This window comes from Nocardioides sp. Z50_6, assembly GCF_058215755.1.
Window position 1 is genome coordinate 679,510 of the sequence record NZ_JBZAJB010000001.1, and the last position, 17,276, is coordinate 696,785.

At 74.6% G+C, this 17,276-nt stretch carries 17 protein-coding genes and 1 riboswitch; of the genes, 5 read left to right on the plus strand and 12 right to left on the minus strand.

From position 1 onward, the window contains the following. Positions 1 to 9 precede the first annotated feature (9 nt). The 10 genes from thiD to AC4BGE_RS03315 all read right to left on the minus strand — a co-directional run bounded on the left by thiD (position 10) and on the right by AC4BGE_RS03315 (position 8,031). Positions 10 to 798: a bifunctional hydroxymethylpyrimidine kinase/phosphomethylpyrimidine kinase gene (thiD, locus tag AC4BGE_RS03270; RefSeq protein WP_490574314.1), complete on the minus strand. Its 789-nt coding sequence runs from the start codon at positions 796 to 798 to the stop codon at positions 10 to 12. Next, the gene (locus tag AC4BGE_RS03275) at positions 795 to 1,382 is read right to left on the minus strand and encodes a thiamine phosphate synthase (protein WP_490574315.1); all 588 of its coding nucleotides are present in this window, start codon (positions 1,380 to 1,382) and stop codon (positions 795 to 797) included. The genes thiD and AC4BGE_RS03275 overlap by 4 nt, the downstream gene beginning before the upstream one ends. Continuing rightward, a complete protein-coding gene (locus AC4BGE_RS03280) occupies positions 1,379 to 2,155 on the minus strand; it encodes a thiazole synthase (protein WP_490574316.1) in 777 nt (258 codons plus the stop codon). The genes AC4BGE_RS03275 and AC4BGE_RS03280 overlap by 4 nt, the downstream gene beginning before the upstream one ends. Next, positions 2,152 to 2,349, minus strand: a complete 198-nt coding sequence (gene thiS, locus AC4BGE_RS03285; RefSeq protein WP_490574317.1) for a sulfur carrier protein ThiS — start codon at positions 2,347 to 2,349, stop codon at positions 2,152 to 2,154. Before thiS ends, AC4BGE_RS03280 begins: the two co-directional genes overlap by 4 nt. Beyond that, positions 2,346 to 3,401: a glycine oxidase ThiO gene (gene thiO, locus AC4BGE_RS03290; RefSeq protein ID WP_490574318.1), complete on the minus strand. Its 1,056-nt coding sequence runs from the start codon at positions 3,399 to 3,401 to the stop codon at positions 2,346 to 2,348. The genes thiS and thiO overlap by 4 nt, the downstream gene beginning before the upstream one ends. Beyond that, positions 3,398 to 3,964, minus strand: a complete 567-nt coding sequence (locus AC4BGE_RS03295) for a thiamine phosphate synthase (protein WP_490574319.1) — start codon at positions 3,962 to 3,964, stop codon at positions 3,398 to 3,400. Before AC4BGE_RS03295 ends, thiO begins: the two co-directional genes overlap by 4 nt. Before the next feature lie 24 nt (positions 3,965 to 3,988). Then, a riboswitch (TPP riboswitch) is annotated at positions 3,989 to 4,098 on the minus strand. 84 nt (positions 4,099 to 4,182) lie between these two features. After that, on the minus strand, positions 4,183 to 5,253 hold the full coding sequence (locus tag AC4BGE_RS03300) for an ABC transporter ATP-binding protein (RefSeq protein ID WP_490574320.1): 1,071 nt from the start codon (positions 5,251 to 5,253) through the stop codon (positions 4,183 to 4,185). Then, positions 5,253 to 6,038: an ABC transporter permease gene (locus AC4BGE_RS03305; protein WP_490574321.1), complete on the minus strand. Its 786-nt coding sequence runs from the start codon at positions 6,036 to 6,038 to the stop codon at positions 5,253 to 5,255. Before AC4BGE_RS03305 ends, AC4BGE_RS03300 begins: the two co-directional genes overlap by 1 nt. Further along, positions 6,035 to 6,913 (minus strand): ABC transporter permease, encoded by an 879-nt coding sequence (locus tag AC4BGE_RS03310; RefSeq protein WP_490574322.1) that lies wholly within the window; start codon positions 6,911 to 6,913, stop codon positions 6,035 to 6,037. The genes AC4BGE_RS03305 and AC4BGE_RS03310 overlap by 4 nt, the downstream gene beginning before the upstream one ends. Positions 6,914 to 6,915: 2 nt before the next feature. Beyond that, entirely contained in the window at positions 6,916 to 8,031 is a 1,116-nt protein-coding gene (locus AC4BGE_RS03315) for an ABC transporter substrate-binding protein (protein WP_490571766.1), read from the minus strand. Between the two features lie 159 nt (positions 8,032 to 8,190). On the opposite strand from AC4BGE_RS03315, the gene AC4BGE_RS03320 reads away from it, so the two are divergent. The 3 genes from AC4BGE_RS03320 to AC4BGE_RS03330 all read left to right on the plus strand — a co-directional run bounded on the left by AC4BGE_RS03320 (position 8,191) and on the right by AC4BGE_RS03330 (position 13,331). Continuing rightward, positions 8,191 to 9,792: a hypothetical protein gene (locus AC4BGE_RS03320; protein WP_490574323.1), complete on the plus strand. Its 1,602-nt coding sequence runs from the start codon at positions 8,191 to 8,193 to the stop codon at positions 9,790 to 9,792. 71 nt (positions 9,793 to 9,863) lie between these two features. Further along, positions 9,864 to 11,534, plus strand: coding sequence for a hypothetical protein (locus tag AC4BGE_RS03325; protein ID WP_490574324.1), 1,671 nt, complete (start codon positions 9,864 to 9,866; stop codon positions 11,532 to 11,534). A gap of 60 nt (positions 11,535 to 11,594) precedes the next feature. After that, the gene (locus AC4BGE_RS03330) at positions 11,595 to 13,331 is read left to right on the plus strand and encodes a fumarate hydratase (protein WP_490574524.1); all 1,737 of its coding nucleotides are present in this window, start codon (positions 11,595 to 11,597) and stop codon (positions 13,329 to 13,331) included. Between the two features lie 20 nt (positions 13,332 to 13,351). On the opposite strand, the gene AC4BGE_RS03335 is transcribed toward AC4BGE_RS03330, so the two are convergent. Beyond that, positions 13,352 to 14,614, minus strand: coding sequence for an MFS transporter (locus AC4BGE_RS03335; protein WP_490574325.1), 1,263 nt, complete (start codon positions 14,612 to 14,614; stop codon positions 13,352 to 13,354). Positions 14,615 to 14,670: 56 nt separating this feature from the next. Here AC4BGE_RS03335 and AC4BGE_RS03340 point away from each other — a divergent pair, with 56 nt between their 5' ends. Continuing rightward, positions 14,671 to 15,648 carry an ArsR/SmtB family transcription factor gene (locus AC4BGE_RS03340; protein ID WP_490571762.1) on the plus strand — a complete coding sequence of 326 codons (978 nt, stop codon included), beginning with the start codon at positions 14,671 to 14,673 and terminating at the stop codon, positions 15,646 to 15,648. 3 nt (positions 15,649 to 15,651) lie between these two features. Here AC4BGE_RS03340 and AC4BGE_RS03345 read toward each other — a convergent pair whose 3' ends face one another. Then, positions 15,652 to 16,410, minus strand: a complete 759-nt coding sequence (locus AC4BGE_RS03345) for a cobalamin B12-binding domain-containing protein (RefSeq protein WP_490574326.1) — start codon at positions 16,408 to 16,410, stop codon at positions 15,652 to 15,654. A 158-nt stretch (positions 16,411 to 16,568) separates the two neighbouring features. On the opposite strand from AC4BGE_RS03345, the gene AC4BGE_RS03350 reads away from it, so the two are divergent. After that, entirely contained in the window at positions 16,569 to 17,258 is a 690-nt protein-coding gene (locus AC4BGE_RS03350; RefSeq protein ID WP_490574327.1) for a spermidine synthase, read from the plus strand. The last annotated feature ends 18 nt before the right edge of the window (positions 17,259 to 17,276 follow it).

The following is a 17,276-nucleotide window of genomic DNA, read 5'->3' on the forward strand; positions in this document are numbered from 1 at the left end:
AGGCGAGACTCACCGGTCGTCGCGGCGCGAGGCACCGGGTGCGGTGTGGGCGACCGGCCCCCGGCCGCGGCCCAGCCGCCAGTCGCGGCCGACGACCAGCCGCCCGGCGGTGTACGCCGCGGCGCGTGCCGCCGCCTCGGGCAGCGGCACGCCGTGGGCGAGGTGCGCGGCCAGGGCGCTGCTGTGGGTGCACCCGGTGCCGTGGTCGTTGCGCGTCTCCACGCTCGGGTGGGCGACCTCCACCGGCTCGCGGCCGGGCAGGGCCAGCAGGTCGCACCCGCTCGCGCCACCGGTGACCAGGACCGGGTGACCGCGCCCGGAGAGCAGGGCGGCCAGCTCCCGCTGGGTGCCCGGGCAGCCGGCCAGCGCGGCCGCCTCCTCGGGGTTGGGGGTGGCCACCGTGGCCAGCCCCAGCAGGTGCTCGCGGTAGGCAGCGACCACCCCCGCGTCCCCCAGCACCGCCCCGCTGGTGGCCACCAGCACCGGGTCGACCACCAGGGGGACGCCGGCTCCCCCGACCCGGTCGGCCACCAGCCGGACCACCTCGGCGCTGCCCAGCATCCCCGTCTTGACCGCGGCCACCGGCAGGTCGCCGAGCACGGCGTCGAGCTGCGCGGCCACCACCTCCCACGGGACGGGATGGACGGCGTGCACGCCGAGCGTGTCCTGGGCGGTGACGGCGGTGACCACGCACGCGCCGTGGGTGCCGAGGTGGCCGAACGTGGCGAGGTCGGCCGCGAGGCCCGCGGCCCCGCCCGAGTCCGTGCCGGCGATCGTCAGCACCACCGGCGGCGTCACTCCCCCACCTCGGCCAGCAGCCGGGTGACCACCTCGGCGGGGTCGGGGGCCCGCATCACCGCGCCCATCACCGCGACCCCGTGGGCGCCGGCCGTCAGGGCGGCGGCGGCCACCCCGGGGCCGACCCCGCCGAGCGCGAGGACGGGCAGCCGGTGGCCGGCGAAGGCGGTCGCCGGGAGCGCCGGCCCGTAGCCGGGCTTGCTCCGGGTGACGTCGTACGGCGAGAGCGTCACCCACCCGGCTCCGTCGGCCGTCGCCTCCGCCACCTCCGCGCGGGAGTGGCAGGAGCGGCCCCAGCACGGTGTCCCGGCCGGGACCGGCTGGCCCGCCGCCAGGTGCATCGCGTGGGCGGCCGGGTCGGGCAGCCGCGAGGAGACGACCCGCAGCCCCGGCAGGGCGGCGAGCGCCGCGACCAGGGCCCGCCGGCGCGCGGCCGGCAGATCGGGCTCGCGCACCACCACGGCGCGGAGCCCGGCGGCGTGGCAGGCAGTCACGGTCGCCAGCAGCCCACGGCCCGGCGCCAGCTGGGCGCGGTCGGTGAGCAGCACCACCCGCGGGGGTCGCGCCGGGGGGCGGGGGCTCATCCGACCCGCCCCGCCACCGGGCTGGACGCCCGGGCCACCGACCGGCGCGGGATCCGGCCGGCACCCCGAGCCGTCCGCCCCGCCTCGACCGCGAGCCGCAGCGCCCGCGCCATCGCCGGCGGGTCCGCGGCCCGGGTCACCGCGGAGGCCGCGAGCACCGCGGCACAGCCCAGCTCCATGGCGAGAGCGGCGTCGGAGGCGGTGCCGATCCCGGCGTCGAGGACGACCGGGACGGCGACCGCGGCCACCACCGCCTCCAGCGACCACGGGTCGAGCACCCCGCGGCCCGAGCCGATGGGCGAGCCCAGCGGCATCACCGCCGCGCACCCGGCGTCGGCCAGCCGGCGGGCCAGCACCGGGTCGGGCGGCGCGTAGGGCAGCACGGTGAAGCCGCGGGCCACCAGCTGCTCGGCGGCGTCGAGCAGCTCCACGGCGTCCGGCAGCAGCGACTCCTCGTCGCCGATCACCTCGAGCTTGACCCAGTCGGTCTCCAGCGCGTCGCGGGCCAGCTCGGCGGTGAACACCGCCTCCCGGGCGCTGGTGCAGCCGGCGGTGTTGGGGAGCAGCCGGACGCCGTGGGCGCGCAGCGTCCCGAGCAGCCCATCCGCACCCGTGCCCGGCGTCCGGCGCATGCTCACGGTGACCAGGCCAGGGTCGGCGGCGCGCAGCACCTCCGGGAGCAGGGAGAGGCGCGGCAGCCCGCCGGTGCCGAGCAGCAGCCGGGAGGCGAGGGTCTCCCCCGCGATCAGCAACGGGTCCCCGGCGGCGCTCATCCGCCCTGCACCGCCTGCACCACCTCGACGACGTCGCCGGGCCGCAGGGCGTGCCCGACCCGGGCCGCCCGCGGCACCACCACTCCGTTGACGGCGACCGCGCACCCGGTCTCGGGCACCCTGCGGTGGCGCAGCAGGGTGGCGAGGTCCTCCTCGGGCACCTCGATCGGTCGTCCGTTGACCACGATCCTCATGGGCTCCTCCTCGGGTGCGGTGTCGCCGCGGGCCGCCGGCGCGGGTCCCAGGGCGGATGGACGGTCCCCGACTCCAGGTGGTCGGCGACCAGGCGCGCGGTCAGCGGGGCCAGCAGCACGCCGTGACGGTGGTGGCCGGCGGCCAGCAACACCCCCGGCAGGGGGGTGGGGCCGACCAGCGGCCGGTTGTCGCGGGTGCCGGGACGGTCCCGGGCCACCGCCTCCAGCCAGGTCGCCCGGTCGAGCGCCGGAAGAAGTGCGCGGCCCGCGTCGAGCAGGCCGTGCACCCCGCCCGCGGTCACCTCCGGGCCGGTGTCGTGCTCCTCGGCGGTCGCGCCGACCACCACCTCGCCGTCCGGGCGCGGCACCAGGTAGACCGCTCGCCCGCGCACCAGGCCGCGCACCACGTGACGCGGCGGGTCCGCGCTGCGCACCCGCAGCACCTCGCCGCGCACCCCGCGGACCAGCCCGGCGAACGGCGTCGGCAGCCGCGACCCGGTCGCCACCACGACCGCGTCGTGGTCGGGTCCGGGGGCGGGCTCCCGGTCGAGGAGCCACTCGCCGGGGACCAGCGCCTCGCCGAGCCGCCGCCGCAGAGCGGCCATGACGGCCCGCGGGTCGACGGCGAGGTCGGCGGGCAGCCGGAACCCTCCGGCGCTGCGGCCCAGGCAGGGCTCGGCGGCCCGGAGCGCCACCCGGTCCAGCTCCTCCACCGGCTCCCCGAGGGCCTCGAGCAGCCCGGCCTGCCGGGCGAGCTCCTGGAGGTCCCCGGCGTCGTGGCCCACCAGCAGCGTGCCGGCCGTCTGCAGCCTCAGCCCCAGCCGGCCGGCCAGCCCCGGCCAGAGCCGCGCCGACCGGCGCCCGGCCGTGAGCAGGTCGGTCTCCCCGTGCCAGGTCTCCCCCGCCGGGCAGAGCATCCCGGCGGCCGCCCAGGACGCTCCGCTCCCCGGCACCGGGTCCTGCACCGTGACCCGGTGACCGCGGTTCGCCAGCTCCTCGGCGCAGGCGAGCCCGATGATCCCGGCCCCGAGGACTCGCACCCGCAGGCTCACGCGAGGGCCGCCACCAGCTCCTTGGCCGCCGCCACCGGATCCCGCGAGGCCCAGATCCCGGCGATCACCGCGACCCCGTGCGCCCCCGCCCCGCGCGCCCGGGCCGCGCGCCCGGCGTCCACCCCGCCGATGGCGACCAGCGGCAGCACGCCCGTCGCCCAGGTGAGTGCGAAGGCCCCGAGCGGGTCGGGGATGCCGCTCTTGCTCGAGCTCGACCAGACCGGCCCGAAGCCGGCGTAGGACGCCCCCGCGGCCGCGGCCCGCAGCACGTCGTCGCGGCTGCGGCAGGTGGCACCCACGAGCAGGTCGGGGGCGACCCGGCGGGCGGCGGCCACGGGCAGGTCGTCGGCACCGAGGTGGACGCCGTCGGCCCCGGCCGCGAGGGCGACGTCGAGCCGGTCGTCGACGACCACCCGGGCGCCCGCCGGGCGCACCGCGCCCACCACCGTCCGGGTCAGGTCGAGGACCTCCCGGTCGGTGCCGGTCTTCTCTCGCACCTGGAAGCCGTCGACGCCGGCCGCGGCGAGGTCGGGCAGCAGGGAGAGGTCGTCCCTGGCGGACACGAGGCAGAACAGACGGGGCAGCAACACCTGGACTCCTGACGCTTCCTTCGCCGGCATGACCCGGATCAGGTTCTACGGTCGGAGCGGCTCAGCTCCCTCTCAGCCCGCTGCCGCAGGCTCCCGTGGTGGACGTCAGCGACGATAGCCAAGGTCCCGAGCAGGTGTCCAGAGTGGTGACCGCGGCCGGCCGGCGGCCGCGCCCGGCGGCCGGTGCGCCCTCAGGCGCCGACGACCAGCACCGGCGCCGGATTCACGCCCAGCGCGACGCGGTCGCCCGGGCGCAGCCCGGAGGCCTCCGAGCTGGCCAGCTGGGCGACCAGCTCGGGCCCGTCGGGCAGGGCGACGTGGACCCGCGAGACCGGCCCGAGGAAGCCCACCGAGACCACGGTGGCGCTCCCCTCCGGGTCGGCGGTCAGCTCCAGCGACTCGGGGCGCACCAGCGCCAGGCCCTGGCCCGTGGCCGATCCGTCGAGCACCGGCACCCGCTGACCCAGCACGTTGGCGTGGCCCGACTCGACGGTCGCCGGCACCCGGTTGGAGAGCCCCACGAACTCCCCGACGAAGGCCGTCGCGGGCGCGGAGTAGAGCTCGGCCGGCGGGGCCAGCTGCTCGAGACGGCCGGCGTTCATCACCCCGACCCGGTCGGCCACCGCGAGCGCCTCCTCCTGGTCGTGGGTGACGAAGAGGGTGGTGGTGCCGACGTCGAGCTGGACCTTGCGGATCTCGTCGCGCAGCTGCACCCGGACCTTGGCGTCCAGCGCCGAGAGCGGCTCGTCGAGCAGCAGCACCGAGGGCTCCACGGCAAGGGCGCGAGCCAGCGCCACCCGCTGCTGCTGGCCACCGGAGAGCTGGTGGGCGTAGCGCGCCTTGTGCTCGCCCAGGCCCACCAGGTCGAGCATGTCGCCGGCCCGGTCCCGCCGCTCCTTGCGCCCGCGGCCGCGCATCTTGAGGCCGAAGGCCACGTTCTCCAGGACGGTCAGGTGCGGGAAGAGGCTGTAGGCCTGGAAGACCATCCCCATGTCGCGCTTGTTGGCGGGCACGGCCGAGAGGTCCCGGTCCCCCACCCGCACCGTGCCGCTGTCCTGGCGCTCGAGCCCGGCCAGGATGCGCAGCGCGGTGGTCTTGCCGCAGCCCGAGGGACCGAGCAGCACCACCATCTCGCCCGGCTCGATCCGCAGGTCGAGCCCGTCGAGGGCACGGACCTCGCCGTAGTGGCGGTGCAGGTCGGAGAGCTCGACCGCCAGTCCGCCGCTCGCGTCCTGCTGCGAGACCTGGGGTTCGTTGGACATCACTTGCCTCCGGACATGGTGCGTCGACCGCGGTCGAAGAAGGAGAGGAGCAGCAGCAGGACCGCTGCGAAGAGGATCGAGGCGAGCGCGGCCGCCATCGAGGTCTGGGCGTCGCTCTTGCCCAGCAGCACGATCGCGACCGGCAGGGTCTCGTAGTTGAGGAGCGAGGCGAAGGTGTACTCGCCCAGCACCAGCGCGATCGAGATGAACGCGGCACCCAGCACGCCGGGCCAGATGTTGGGCAGCACCACCCGGACGATCACCGTCCACCAGCCGGCGCCCAGCGAGCGGGCGGCCTCGGAGAGGGTGCTCACGTCGAGGGCGGCGAGCGAGGCGTCGATCGCGCGGTAGGCGTAGGGCAGCACCAGCACGACGTAGGAGAAGGCCAGCACCAGCGAGGTCTCGCCGAAGACGTAGCGCAGCCAGCTGTAGACGTTGGAGCTGCCGACCACGATCACCAGCGCCGGGATGGTCAGCGGCAGCAGGCAGAGGAACTCCACCAGCCGGGAGGCGCGGGGCACCCGCAGGCGCACCCAGACCATCGTCGGGACCAGCAGCACGACCATGCCGACCACGGTCAGCGCGGCGAGCACCAGGCTGGTCACGATGGCCTGGGACATCGTCGGGTCGTCGAGCAGGCCGCGCCACGCCTCGCCCGAGCGGCCGCCGCCGCGCACCTTGGTGCTGAAGTCGAGCAGCGCCACCAGGGGCAGCAGGAAGAACGTCGCGAAGGCCGCGATCAGCAGGCCGCGCACCACGCGGCCGGCCACGCGCCCGGCCGTCACTGGAGCCACCTCGAGGTACGACGCAGCAGCAGCGCGTAGCCGATCATCACGACCACCACCACCAGGATCATCTGAAGCGCCAGGGCGAAGGCGAAGTTGGCCTGGCCCAGGACCACCTCGCTGGTCAGCGCGGAGCGGATCAAGAGCGGGGTGATCGGGGCGCCCTGGCTGACCAGGGCGGCCGCGGTCGCGTAGGCGGCGAACGCGTTGGCGAAGAGCAGCAGTGCCGAGCCCAGGAAGGCCGGGAGCAGCAGCGGGAAGCCCACCTGGGTCCAGTACTGCCGGGTGCTGGCGCCGAGGTTGACGGCCGCCTCGCGCCACTGCGGGCGCAGTCCCTCCATGGCGGGGAGGAAGACGATCACCATCAGCGGGATCTGGAAGTAGGTGTAGACCAGGATCAGCCCGGGCAGGTCGTAGAGCCAGCCGGAGCCGGTCGCGTCCATCCCGAAGACGTCGGCCAGCAGGTTGGTGAGCAGGCCCCCGAAGCCCAGCGTCGCCATCCACGCGAAGGCCAGCGTGACCCCGCCGAACTGGGCGAGCACGCTGCAGATCGAGGTCACCACCCGGCGCACCAACGAGGCGGGCGGCGAGCTGACCACCAGGTAGGTGAGCACCGCGCCCAGCACCGCGCCGATGGCAGCGGAGGAGGCGGAGAGCACCACGCTCTGCCACAGCGCACGCAGGGCGGTCTCGCCGCCCAGCGCCTCGATCTTCTCGGTGGAGAAGCCGCCGTCGGTGTCCTGGAAGGCGCCGACGACCACGGTGATCGTGGGGACGACCAGGAACGCGGTGACGAAGACCAGGAACGGCAGCAGACCCACCGACGGGCCGACGCCGAAGCGCCGACCCGTCGAGGTGGAGACGTGGGTGCTCACCGTCAGCCGACGGCCTTGGCCCAGTTGTCGGCCAGGTAGGCCGCCATCTGCTCGGACTCCTTGTCGGTGGGCACGACCGGGTCGCCGCTCACCTCGGGCAGGTTGGCCCAGAGCTCCTCGTCGATGGTGCCGGCCTCGACCATCGCGTCGGCGCGGATCGGCCGGGCGCCGCCGGCGAGCCAGATGTTCTGCCCCTCGTCGCTGTAGAGGAACTCCTGCCACAGGCGTGCGGCCGCCGGGTGCGGGGCGTCGGCGTTGATCGCCTGGAAGTAGTAGCCGGCGATCGGCGCCTCGGCGGGGACCACCACCTCCCAGGTGTCGATGTCGTTGGTGATCGCGGCGTTGTTGTAGTCCCAGTCGATGACCACCGGGGTCTGGCCGGACTCGATCGTGGCCGGGGTCGGGTCGACCGGGATGAAGTTGCCGGCCTTCTTCAGCTTGGCGAACCAGTCGACGCCGGGCTTGATGTCCTCGACCGAGCCGCCGTTGGCGATGGAGGCCATCACCACGCCCGAGAACGCGGCGCCGGCCTGCGTCGGGTCGCCGTTGAGCGCGACCTTGCCCTTGAACTCGGGCTTCAGCAGGTCGTCGAGGGTCTTGATCTCCGGCACGGCCGAGGAGTCGTAGCCGATGGACATGAAGCCGCCGTAGTCGTTGACCCACTCGCCGTCCGCGGCCTTGAACTGCTCGGGAATGTCGTCCCAGGTCTGCACCTTGTAGGGCGCGTACATGTCGACGTTGGCGAGCGCGACCGACTGCCCGAGGTCGAAGACGTCGGGGGCGCGCGTGCTCCCCTTGAGGTCGTTGGCCGCGTTGATCTCGTCCTGGCTGGCCGCATCGGGCTGCGCGGAGTTGACCTTGATGTCGTACTTCTCCTCGAAGGTGGAGATCATCTCGCCGTAGTTGGCCCAGTCCGGGGGCAGCGCGATGACGTTGAGCTCGCCCTCCTCCTGCGCGGCCTCGACGAGACCGTCGAAGTCGCCGAAGTCCTCGACGGAGGTGGCCTTGGCGGCGTCGCTGTCGGCGTTGTCGGAGTCGGACTCGGGCGCAGCGCACGCGGCGAGGGACGCCATCGTCGCGAGGGCCGCGATCGAGACGAGGGAACGGCGGAACTTCACTCAGACCTCCAGGGCTGTGACGGTGAAACCTAGGTGCAATCTAGCGCGGCGACGCCCCCTCGGCGCCGCCGACCTCCGGCGGGGCGACCGGGCTAGACCGATCCACGGCCTCGCCCGGGCCGCGTTTTGGGGGGCTCCGAGGCGGGGAGGGTGGCGGGCATGTCCTCGCCTCGCCTCCCCCTCCTCGCCGTTCCCCTGCTCCTGCTGGCCGGCTGCTGGACCTCCGACGGCGGCGAGGTCGAGGCCCAGCCGGTCCAGCCGGTGGTCCGCGAGGCGGCGACCGTGCCGGACCGGGACCCCGACACCGTGGCCCGGCGGCTGGCGGCGCTCGACCCGTGCACGCTCGGCCGGTCCGGGTGGCCGGGCGAGACGGACGCGCTGGCGGTGGCGCCCGGGTGGTGCCGGGTCTCGGACGAGCGGGGTCGGGTCGTTGATCTCGAGATCGGGACGACGCTCTCCCAGGACGACCGCTACTACCGGACCCGGGACGTCCTCGGCGGGGTGGTGGCCTACCACACCACCCCGGTGAGCATGCACTGCGGTTGGCAGCTCCCGGTCGACCAGGAGCGGGCGATCGAGGTGAGCTCGTTCAACAGCTCCTGCGCCCAGACTCGCCGCACCGCGCGAGCAGTGGCCCAGTTGCTCACCCGGGATCCGGAGGCGGCGCTGGCCGAGCCCTCCGCGGCCCTGGTGCCCGCCTGCGAGTGGGTCCTGCACGGCCACGGCGAGCTCACCGACGGCGAGTCCCTCGAGCCCTACCTGTTCGGCTCGAACGGAGGCAGCGGCGAGTGCTCCGTGCGCGGCGGCGCCGATCCGCCGGTCCTCGGCGACCTCCTGCTCGGCGTCTCCCTCGACTACGGGACCCGGGCGGACCTCGTGGTGCCGTCGCCGCCGGTGCGGCCCGTCACGGTGGCGGGCCACGTCGCCACGGTCGACGACCGGGAGGGCGGCTGGGGGGAGGGCTGCACGCTGAGCGTCGCCGTCTCCCCGGTGGCACCCCAGGTGCCCTCGGGCACCGCCGACATCCTGCGTCTGCGCGTGCTGGCGCCCGACTGCCCCGGCGCGCGCCGGGCCGCGGCGAAGATGCTCACCGAGGCAGACACGGAGCTGCCCACGGAGCTGCCCACCGACCTGCTGACGGACGGTCCCGTGCTGTACCCGCGAGGCGAGTCCGACCTCGCGGCCGTCGGGACCTGCACCGAGATCGTGCAGGCCGTGCAGCGCGGGTGCGCGCCGCTGCCGGACGAGGTGCAGGTGCCCGAGGAGCCAGCCGCCCGGCTGCGGGCCGCGCAGGCGGACCCGGCGGTCCTCTGCGCCGCCCTGCTCCCGCACGCGCTCGATCAGCTCGATCCGCGCGTCGTGGCCGGGACCGGCGTGCTGGACGCGGCCTCCGGAGTCTCTCTGTGGACCCCCCAGCCGGACGACTCCACCCCCGCCTGCTTCCTCGGCGAGCCGACCCACTCGCTGCACGTGTCGGCGGGCATCGTCGCGACGCCCCTGGAGGACCTCGCGCCCGTGGGGAGGGAGACCGAGGTGGTCGGTCGCGCCGCCCTGGCGGTGGACCGCAGGATGGGGGACCGACCGGGACGGAGCTGGGCGGTCGCTCTCGGCGAGCCGGACCAGCCCGGGGTGCTGTGGATCGACGTGCTGCTCACCCCCGACCGCGACCACGGCCTGGGGCGGGGGGCACCCGTGGACCGGTCGCGGATGCGACCCGTGCCTGCGTTCGTCGAGGACGCGGTCGGCGACCTGCTCGGCTGAGCCGGTCCCTGGTGGGCGAAGGCGGGAAAGAGTCGGTTTGCGCCGTGCCCCCCCGGGGAAGGGTGTCCGGCATGTCCCTGCGCCGCGCCGCGTCCGTGCCGTTCCTCGTGCTCGTCCTCGCGCTGACGGCCGGGTGCTCCCTGCTCGACGATGCTCCCGGCGACGACGCGGCGGCCTCGCCCGAGCAGGCCGTCCCGGCGGCCGTGGTCAACCCCGACCGCGACCGGGCCGCGGTCGACCGCCGTCTGGCCGCCCTCGACCCGTGCGCCCTCGCCCTCGCGGCGGGAGCCCCGCGCCCGGCGCGGGCTCACTCCCCGAGCTGGTGCGAGCTGGGCGGTGCGTCCGGGAGGGTGGACGTGCTGCTCGGCGTCCCACTCCCCCAGGACGCGCGCCGCCACCGCGCCCGGGGCTTCCTGGCGGGGGCGGTGGCCTACGCCTTCATCCCGGGTTCCCCCTGCGGCTACTACCTGCCCGTGAGCCAGCAGCTGGCGGTGCGGGTCTCCGCCCGCGACGACGCCTGCGCAGACCTCGACGAGCTGGCGACCGGGGTGGCGTACCTCCTGCAGCGGGAGCCGGAGACGGTGACGGCCCCCGCCTCCCCCGCCTCCGTCCCGGCCTGCGAGTGGGTGCTCGCCGCACACGGCGACCTGAGGGAGGACGAGCGCCTGGTCCATTCCATCTTCGAGGCTCCCGGCGAGCGGTCGGGCGAGTGCTCGGTGCAGGGCCCGGGAGGCGGCGGCCTGTCGGGCCGCATCCTGGGCGTCGCCCTCAGCCACGTCGCCGGCACCGAGCTGGTCGCCCGGGACCCGGAGGTGCCGGCCGGGGTCGCGGGGGCCGTCGTGCTCGAGAAGGAGCTGGAGGTCGAGGGCCGGGCCGCGGTCGAGGCTCGTGGACCCGACGAGTGTGTCCTCGACGTCGCCGTGGCGCCGCTGCCCGCCCCGCTCCCCATCGGCGCCGACACGCTGCGACTGCGGGTCGCCACCGCCAGCTGCGAGGCGTCCCGCGCGGCGGCCACCGCGATGCTGACCGCCTTCGGAGAGGGTGCGCCCGACCTCCCCGACCTGACCGGCGAGACACTTCTCTACTCCGCCGACGACCCCGACCCGGCGACCCTCTCCGGCCCGGCCGAGGACTCCGACCTCGCCGCGGTCGGGGCGTGCGTGCACGTCCTCGCCGCCGAGGAGCGCGGCTGCGCGCCCGCGAGCGACGCGGAGGTGCCGCCGGACCCGGCCGACCTCGTGCGCGCGGCCGGGTCGGACCCGCGGGTGACCTGCGCGGCCCTCCTCCCGCTGGTGCGGGAGCACTTCGGCGAGGACCTGGTGGCCGGCACCGGCGTGCTCTCGCGGGACAGCCGGCTGCACCGCAACGACCGGGAGGGCCCGGCGCGGCCGGCGTGCTTCTTCGGCGAGCCCGACCACGCGCTCCACCTGACCGCCGCCGCCTCCTGGTCCACGCTCGAGGACATCTACTCCTTCGGCGCCGACGAGACCGAGGTGGCCGGGCACCCCGCCCTGGAGTACGCCCCCGCCGAGAACACCGGCCTCCCCGCACAGGGCTGGGCCCTCGCGCTGGACGATCCGGCACAGCCGGGCGTGCTCGTGATCGAGGCGACGGTGACCGCCCCCCGCGGATACGGCCTCGACCCGAAGGCGGCGGACCCGGCCCTGCTCGACCCCGTGCCGACGTTCCTCGCGGACGTGGTGGCGCAGGTGCTCGGCTCCGGGCCGCGCGACGAGGTCTGAGCCGGTGACCGGGCAGGGGCGCGCCCGGAGGTAACCTCACCGTCCGTGAGCACTCCGAGCATCCCCTCGCCCGCCACCCCAGCCGCCCCCGCCGCCGCGGCCGGCCCGGAGTTCCGCTACTCCGACCTGCTGCCCACCGGACGCGACGAGACGCCGTACCGGCTGATCACCACCGAAGGCGTCTCCACGTTCGAGGCGGCCACCCAGGACGGCGAGGTCCAGACCTTCCTCAAGGTCTCCCCCGAGGCGATCCAGCGGCTCACCGCCGAGGCGATGCACGACATCAGCCACTACCTGCGCCCGGCCCACCTGGCCCAGCTGCGCAAGATCATCGACGACCCCGAGGCCAGCGGCAACGACCGCTTCGTGGCGCTCGACCTGCTCAAGAACGTCAACATCTCGGCCGGCGGCGTGCTGCCGATGTGCCAGGACACCGGCACCGCGATCGTGATGGGCAAGAAGACCGAGGGTGTGCTCACCGGCGCCGACGACGGCGAGGCGATCAGCCGGGGCGTCTACGACGCCTACACCAAGCTCAACCTGCGCTACTCCCAGCTCGCTCCCCTGACGACGTACGAGGAGAAGAACACCGGCACCAACCTGCCGGCCCAGATCGAGATCTACTCCACGCCGCAGAGCAGCGGGCGGCCGGAGTACAAGTTCCTCTTCATGGCCAAGGGCGGCGGCTCGGCCAACAAGTCGTTCCTGTTCCAGGAGACCAAGGCCGTCCTCAACCCCAAGCGGATGCTGGAGTTCCTGGACGAGAAGATCCGCTCGCTCGGCACCGCCGCCTGCCCGCCGTACCACCTGGCCATCGTGATCGGCGGCACCAGCGCCGAGTTCGCGATGAAGACCGCCAAGTACGCCTCGGCGCACTACCTGGACAACCTGCCGACCGAAGGTTCCATGGCCGCGCACGGCTTCCGCGACCTCGAGCTGGAGGAGCAGGTCTTCAAGCTCACCCAGGAGTTCGGCATCGGCGCCCAGTTCGGCGGCAAGTACTTCTGCCACGACGTGCGGGTGGTCCGGCTGCCGCGGCACGGCGCCTCCTGCCCCGTGGCCATCGCGGTCTCCTGCTCCGCCGACCGGCAGGCGCTGGGCAAGATCACCCCGGACGGCGTCTTCCTCGAGCAGCTCGAGATGGACCCGGCCCAGTACATGCCCGACGCCGGGATGGCCGAGGAGATCGCGGGCGGCGAGGTCGTCAAGATCGACCTGAACCGGCCGATGGCCGAGATCCTGGCCGAGCTCTCCAAGCACCCGGTCAAGACCCGGCTCTCCCTGACCGGCCCGCTGGTGGTGGCCCGCGACATCGCGCACGCCAAGATCAAGGAGCGCCTCGACGCCGGCGAGCCGATGCCGGAGTACCTGCGCAACCACCCCGTCTACTACGCCGGCCCCGCCAAGACCCCGGAAGGGATGGCCTCGGGCTCCTTCGGCCCGACCACCGCGGGCCGGATGGACTCCTACGTCGAGCAGTTCCAGGCCGCCGGGGGCTCCATGGTGATGCTGGCCAAGGGCAACCGCTCCAAGCAGGTCACCGACGCCTGCGGCACCCACGGCGGCTTCTACCTCGGCTCGATCGGCGGCCCCGCCGCCCGGCTCGCCCAGGACTGCATCAAGTCCCAGGAGGTCATCGAGTACCCCGAGCTCGGGATGGAGGCGGTCTGGAAGATCGAGGTCGAGGACTTCCCCGCGTTCATCGTGGTCGACGACAAGGGCAACGACTTCTTCACCGACCCCTCGGGCGCGGTGACCGTGCCGCTGACCGGGATCCGGGTGCGCTCGGCCCAGTAGTGCCGGTCCGACCGGCGCGCTCAGGCCGGCAGCGCGTCCTGGGTGCGCTGGAGGCGCTGAACAGCGGCCAGACGCGCCACCGCGGCGACCGCCGTCCCGGCGGCGGCGAAGAGGACCGCCAGCAGGACCCAGCCGGGCATCCCGTGGTCGACAGCGGTCGCGGTGACGAGGGCCGGCGACACCATCGTCGCCACCGCGTAGCCGGTGGACGAGAGGCCCTGGTAGGCCCCGGCGCTGGCCGGATCGGCCAGCTCGAAGGCGAGGCCCCAGGCACCGGCCTCGCACCAGACCTCGGCGAAGGAGCCGACCACCTCGGCGGCCAGCAGGGCCACCACCGCCCACACCACGCCCGCACTGCCGGCAGCGCCGTAGAGCAGGCAGGCGACCGCGAGCAGCAGGCTGCCCCGTCGCACGACGCGTCCTGCGGTGCCGATGTCGTGGGTGCCCCGCGAGGCCCGCACCTGGAAGAGCGCCACCAGGACCGTGTTGAGGACGAGCAGCACCGAGATCATCACGTCCGGCGCGTCGGTGCGGGTGGCGATCCACAGCGGGACGCCGACGCTGGTGAGGCCGAAGTGCATGGCGATCACCGAGTTGAGCGCCACCGAGGCGACGTAGGTGCGGTCGCGCAGCGGTGACGGGCCGCGTGTCCGGTCCGGCACCAGGTGGTGGTCCATCACGGCGCCGAATCCCTCCACCCGGCGGCGCAGCCCGGTCAGCGGCACGGTCGCGAGCAGGGCGACCAGTCCGACGGCGACCATGGTCGCCTGGTAGGCGACGGCGGTGCCGACCAGCAGCGCGCCCGCGGCCAGGATGGTGCCCAGGCCGATGAAGAGGTTGGTGATCACCCGCAGCCGGGCCCGGATGCCGACCCGGTCCGGGCCGGCGAACCAGCGCACCTGCACCGTCGCCCTCGCCGTGCCCTGCAGGCTCCGGCTGGCCACCGCGACGCAGGCGATGAGCGTGAAGCTCACCGGGCCGTCGGCCAGCACGTAGGCCAGCATCGCGACGCCGTGCACCGCGTTGGCCCAGATCTGCAGCCGGTCCGCGCCGACCCGGTCCGCGGCGTGGCCGCCGACGAACGAGCCCACCACCCCGGTGAACCCGGCGATCGTCAGTCCCAGCCCCACGGTGGTGACCTCCAGGCCGATCACCCGGGTGAAGTAGAGGGCGCTGACACTGTAGAAGAGGCCGTTGGCCAGCGCGCCGGCCATCGTGGCGAAGGTCAGCGCCCGCTGCACGGGGTCGGCGGGGAGGAAGAGGCGGTGGAGGCGGTCGAGCACGTCGCCTGTTCTCCCACGTCCTGGCCGCGTCCGCCAACGATGTAGCGTCCTGCTTCATGGTCTGGGCGATCGAGTACGAGCTGACCGGCTCCGGCTACGCCGCGGTGCGGTTCGCGCTCTCCCCGATGAACGAGCTCGCGCTCTCGCTCCGCCTGTGGCGCGATCCCGGCCGCTACCCGCTCCACCTGCCCTGGTTGCAGCGGACCGCCCACCTGCGGGAGGGCCTGGACACCGAGATGCTGCTCGCGCTCACCAACACCGATCTCTGGACGCCGGACTTCCTGACCCCGCGACCACGCTCGCCGCTGACCCGGTTCGACGAGGAGCTGGCGGCGCTGGCCCGGACTCCTCTCGACGTGGTCCGCGAGGACCTCGCCGAGGTGCACCCTGACCCGGCCACCCGCCCGCCGGCCCTCGCCGGCCGGGCCGACCAGGTGCTGCGCCGGATCGTCCGGGCTCTGACGGCGTACTGGACGGAGTGCTTCGCGCCCTGGTGGCCGCGGATGCGGGCGGTGCTCGAGGCCGACATCATCTTCCGGGGGCGCACCATCGCGCGCGACGGGCTGGCGGCGATGTTTGCCGGGCTCTCGCCGAGGATCAGGCTCGTCGACGACGTGGTGCGCGCCGAGATCAGCTCAGCGGGCGGGTTCCGCCGCTCGACCGACGGGGAGGGGCTCACCCTGGCCCCGTCGCTCTTCACCCGCCACGCGACGGCGCCGATCTCGGCCGCCGAGGCGCCGCTGATCGTCTACGGCGCCCGCGGAGCCGGCACCCTGTGGGAGAGCGACCGGCCCGCGGCACCCCGAGCCCTGGCGGGGCTGGTCGGGGAGGTCCGCGCCCAGCTGCTGCGCATGCTCGATGCCCCTGCCTCCTCCACCGAGCTCGCGGTCCGCCTGGGCGTCACCGCCAGCGCGGTCAACCAGCACCTGCGTGCCATGCGCGACGCGGGCCTGCTCAGCTCCGCCCGCCACGGACGGTCGGTGCTCTACCTGCGCTCCGGCCTCGGCGACGAGCTGCTGCGCGCCGGGTCGTAGCCGTCAGACCTTGGCCTTGACCGCCGCGGCCAGCCGCTGGGCCGCCGGCATCACCTGGTGGCCGAGCTTGGTCACGTGCTCGGAGACCTGGCCCTGGTAGCTGCCGCCGACGAGGACCGGGAGGCCGGGCACCGCGCGTGCCAGGGTCTCCGCGACGCGTCGGCACGCGTCCACGTCCTCCGCGGACGGGACGGCGATCACGACGCCCGCGGGCGGACGGCGCGTCACCGAGTCGACCCAGGCCTGCACCGGCACGTCGCCGCCCAGGTAGATCGCGTCGATCCCCGCGTGCCGCAGCGCGATCGCGAAGGCGAGCACTCCCAGCTCGTGCCGGGAGCCGGGCACGAGGCCCACCAGGACGCGCGGCGCGTGCACGTGGCGGGGCGCCTGGTCGAAGAGGGTCGCGAGTCGCCGGTGCACGCTCGCGGAGGCGAAGTGCTCCTCCGCGACGCTGATCTCGTCCCGGGCCCACGCCAGGCCCAGCTGGTGGAGGGAGGGCAGCAGCCAGCCGTCCACGACCTGCTCGAAGGGGCCGAGGGCGAAGCCCTCGTCCAGCGCCCGGGTCACGGCGGCGCCGTCGAATCCCACCGCGGCGCGCCACAGCGCGTCCTGGTCGCCCACCGTGGCGACCGGCTCCCGCGGCTCCTCGGCGTGCTCCTCGACCCGCACCCGGAGGGCGGCCTCGGTGGCGGAGAGTCCCTGGTGGAGGAGGTCCGCGATGCCGGAGAGCCGGCGCTCTGGGCCCCCCTGGTCCTCGTCCATGGGGTGCTCCAAGGTGCTTGCGTCCATCTCATCGCCCGATCACTCATGCTCCATCGCCACCCGGTGACTTGAGCACGACTACGTCGACAGTAGCCCCCTTCACCTGACATGGACAGCCACGAGGTGTGACGGGTCCTCCGGTGGGGAACCGCAGGGACATGAGTGACACCGTCCAGCACACCGAGGTCGCCCGCGCCGAGTCCCCGCGCGGCGAGGTGGTGCTGCGCCGCCGCAGCCGTGCGGGGGCGCCCGACGTGCTCGAGCTGCGGGTCAACGGGGTCTTCGTGATGGACACCCTGGAGACCAGCTCGGAGATCGAGATGGCCGCCCTGGCCCTCGAGCTGGTGCCGGACCCGCGCGACGTGGTGGTCGGCGGCCTCGGCCTGGGCTTCACCGCCCAGCGGGTGCTAGCCGACCCCCGCGTCGAGCGGCTCACGGTGGTGGAGATCGAGGAGCCGCTGGTCGGGTGGATGCGCGACGGGACGGTGCCGCACGGGCCGGCGCTGCTGGCGGACCGGCGGCTCCAGATCGTGGTAGCCGACATCGCGATGGCGGTGGCGGAGGCACGCACAGGGCACGATCTGCTCCTGCTCGACGTCGACAACGGGCCGCGGTACCTGGTCCACGACGACAACGCCGGCCTCTACGACGAGCCGTTCCTCGCCCGGTGCCGCGACCTGCTCAACCCCGGCGGCGCGCTGGTGATCTGGTCGGCCTCCGCCGACGCCGGGCTCAGCGACGCGATGGCCGCGGCCTTCGGCGACCTCGGACACCGCGCCGTCGACGTGCTCCTCCAGGACCGTCCCGAGCAGTTCCACCTCTACCACTCCCACCGCCCGGCCTCGTGACCTCGGGTGCCGCCGCGG

What these genes read in the sequence shown, in the direction of transcription:
- AC4BGE_RS03275 (WP_490574315.1), bottom strand. Translation starts at nt 1,382, where the DNA reads ATGAGCCCCCGCCCCCCGGCGCGACCCCCGCGGGTGGTGCTGCTCACC.
- AC4BGE_RS03345 (WP_490574326.1), bottom strand. Translation starts at nt 16,410, where the DNA reads ATGGACGAGGACCAGGGGGGCCCAGAGCGCCGGCTCTCCGGCATCGCG.
- thiS (WP_490574317.1), bottom strand. Translation starts at nt 2,349, where the DNA reads ATGAGGATCGTGGTCAACGGACGACCGATCGAGGTGCCCGAGGAGGAC.
- AC4BGE_RS03350 (WP_490574327.1), top strand. Translation starts at nt 16,569, where the DNA reads ATGAGTGACACCGTCCAGCACACCGAGGTCGCCCGCGCCGAGTCCCCG.
- AC4BGE_RS03325 (WP_490574324.1), top strand. Translation starts at nt 9,864, where the DNA reads ATGTCCCTGCGCCGCGCCGCGTCCGTGCCGTTCCTCGTGCTCGTCCTC.
- AC4BGE_RS03320 (WP_490574323.1), top strand. Translation starts at nt 8,191, where the DNA reads ATGTCCTCGCCTCGCCTCCCCCTCCTCGCCGTTCCCCTGCTCCTGCTG.
- AC4BGE_RS03280 (WP_490574316.1), bottom strand. Translation starts at nt 2,155, where the DNA reads ATGAGCGCCGCCGGGGACCCGTTGCTGATCGCGGGGGAGACCCTCGCC.
- AC4BGE_RS03300 (WP_490574320.1), bottom strand. Translation starts at nt 5,253, where the DNA reads ATGTCCAACGAACCCCAGGTCTCGCAGCAGGACGCGAGCGGCGGACTG.
- AC4BGE_RS03340 (WP_490571762.1), top strand. Translation starts at nt 14,671, where the DNA reads ATGGTCTGGGCGATCGAGTACGAGCTGACCGGCTCCGGCTACGCCGCG.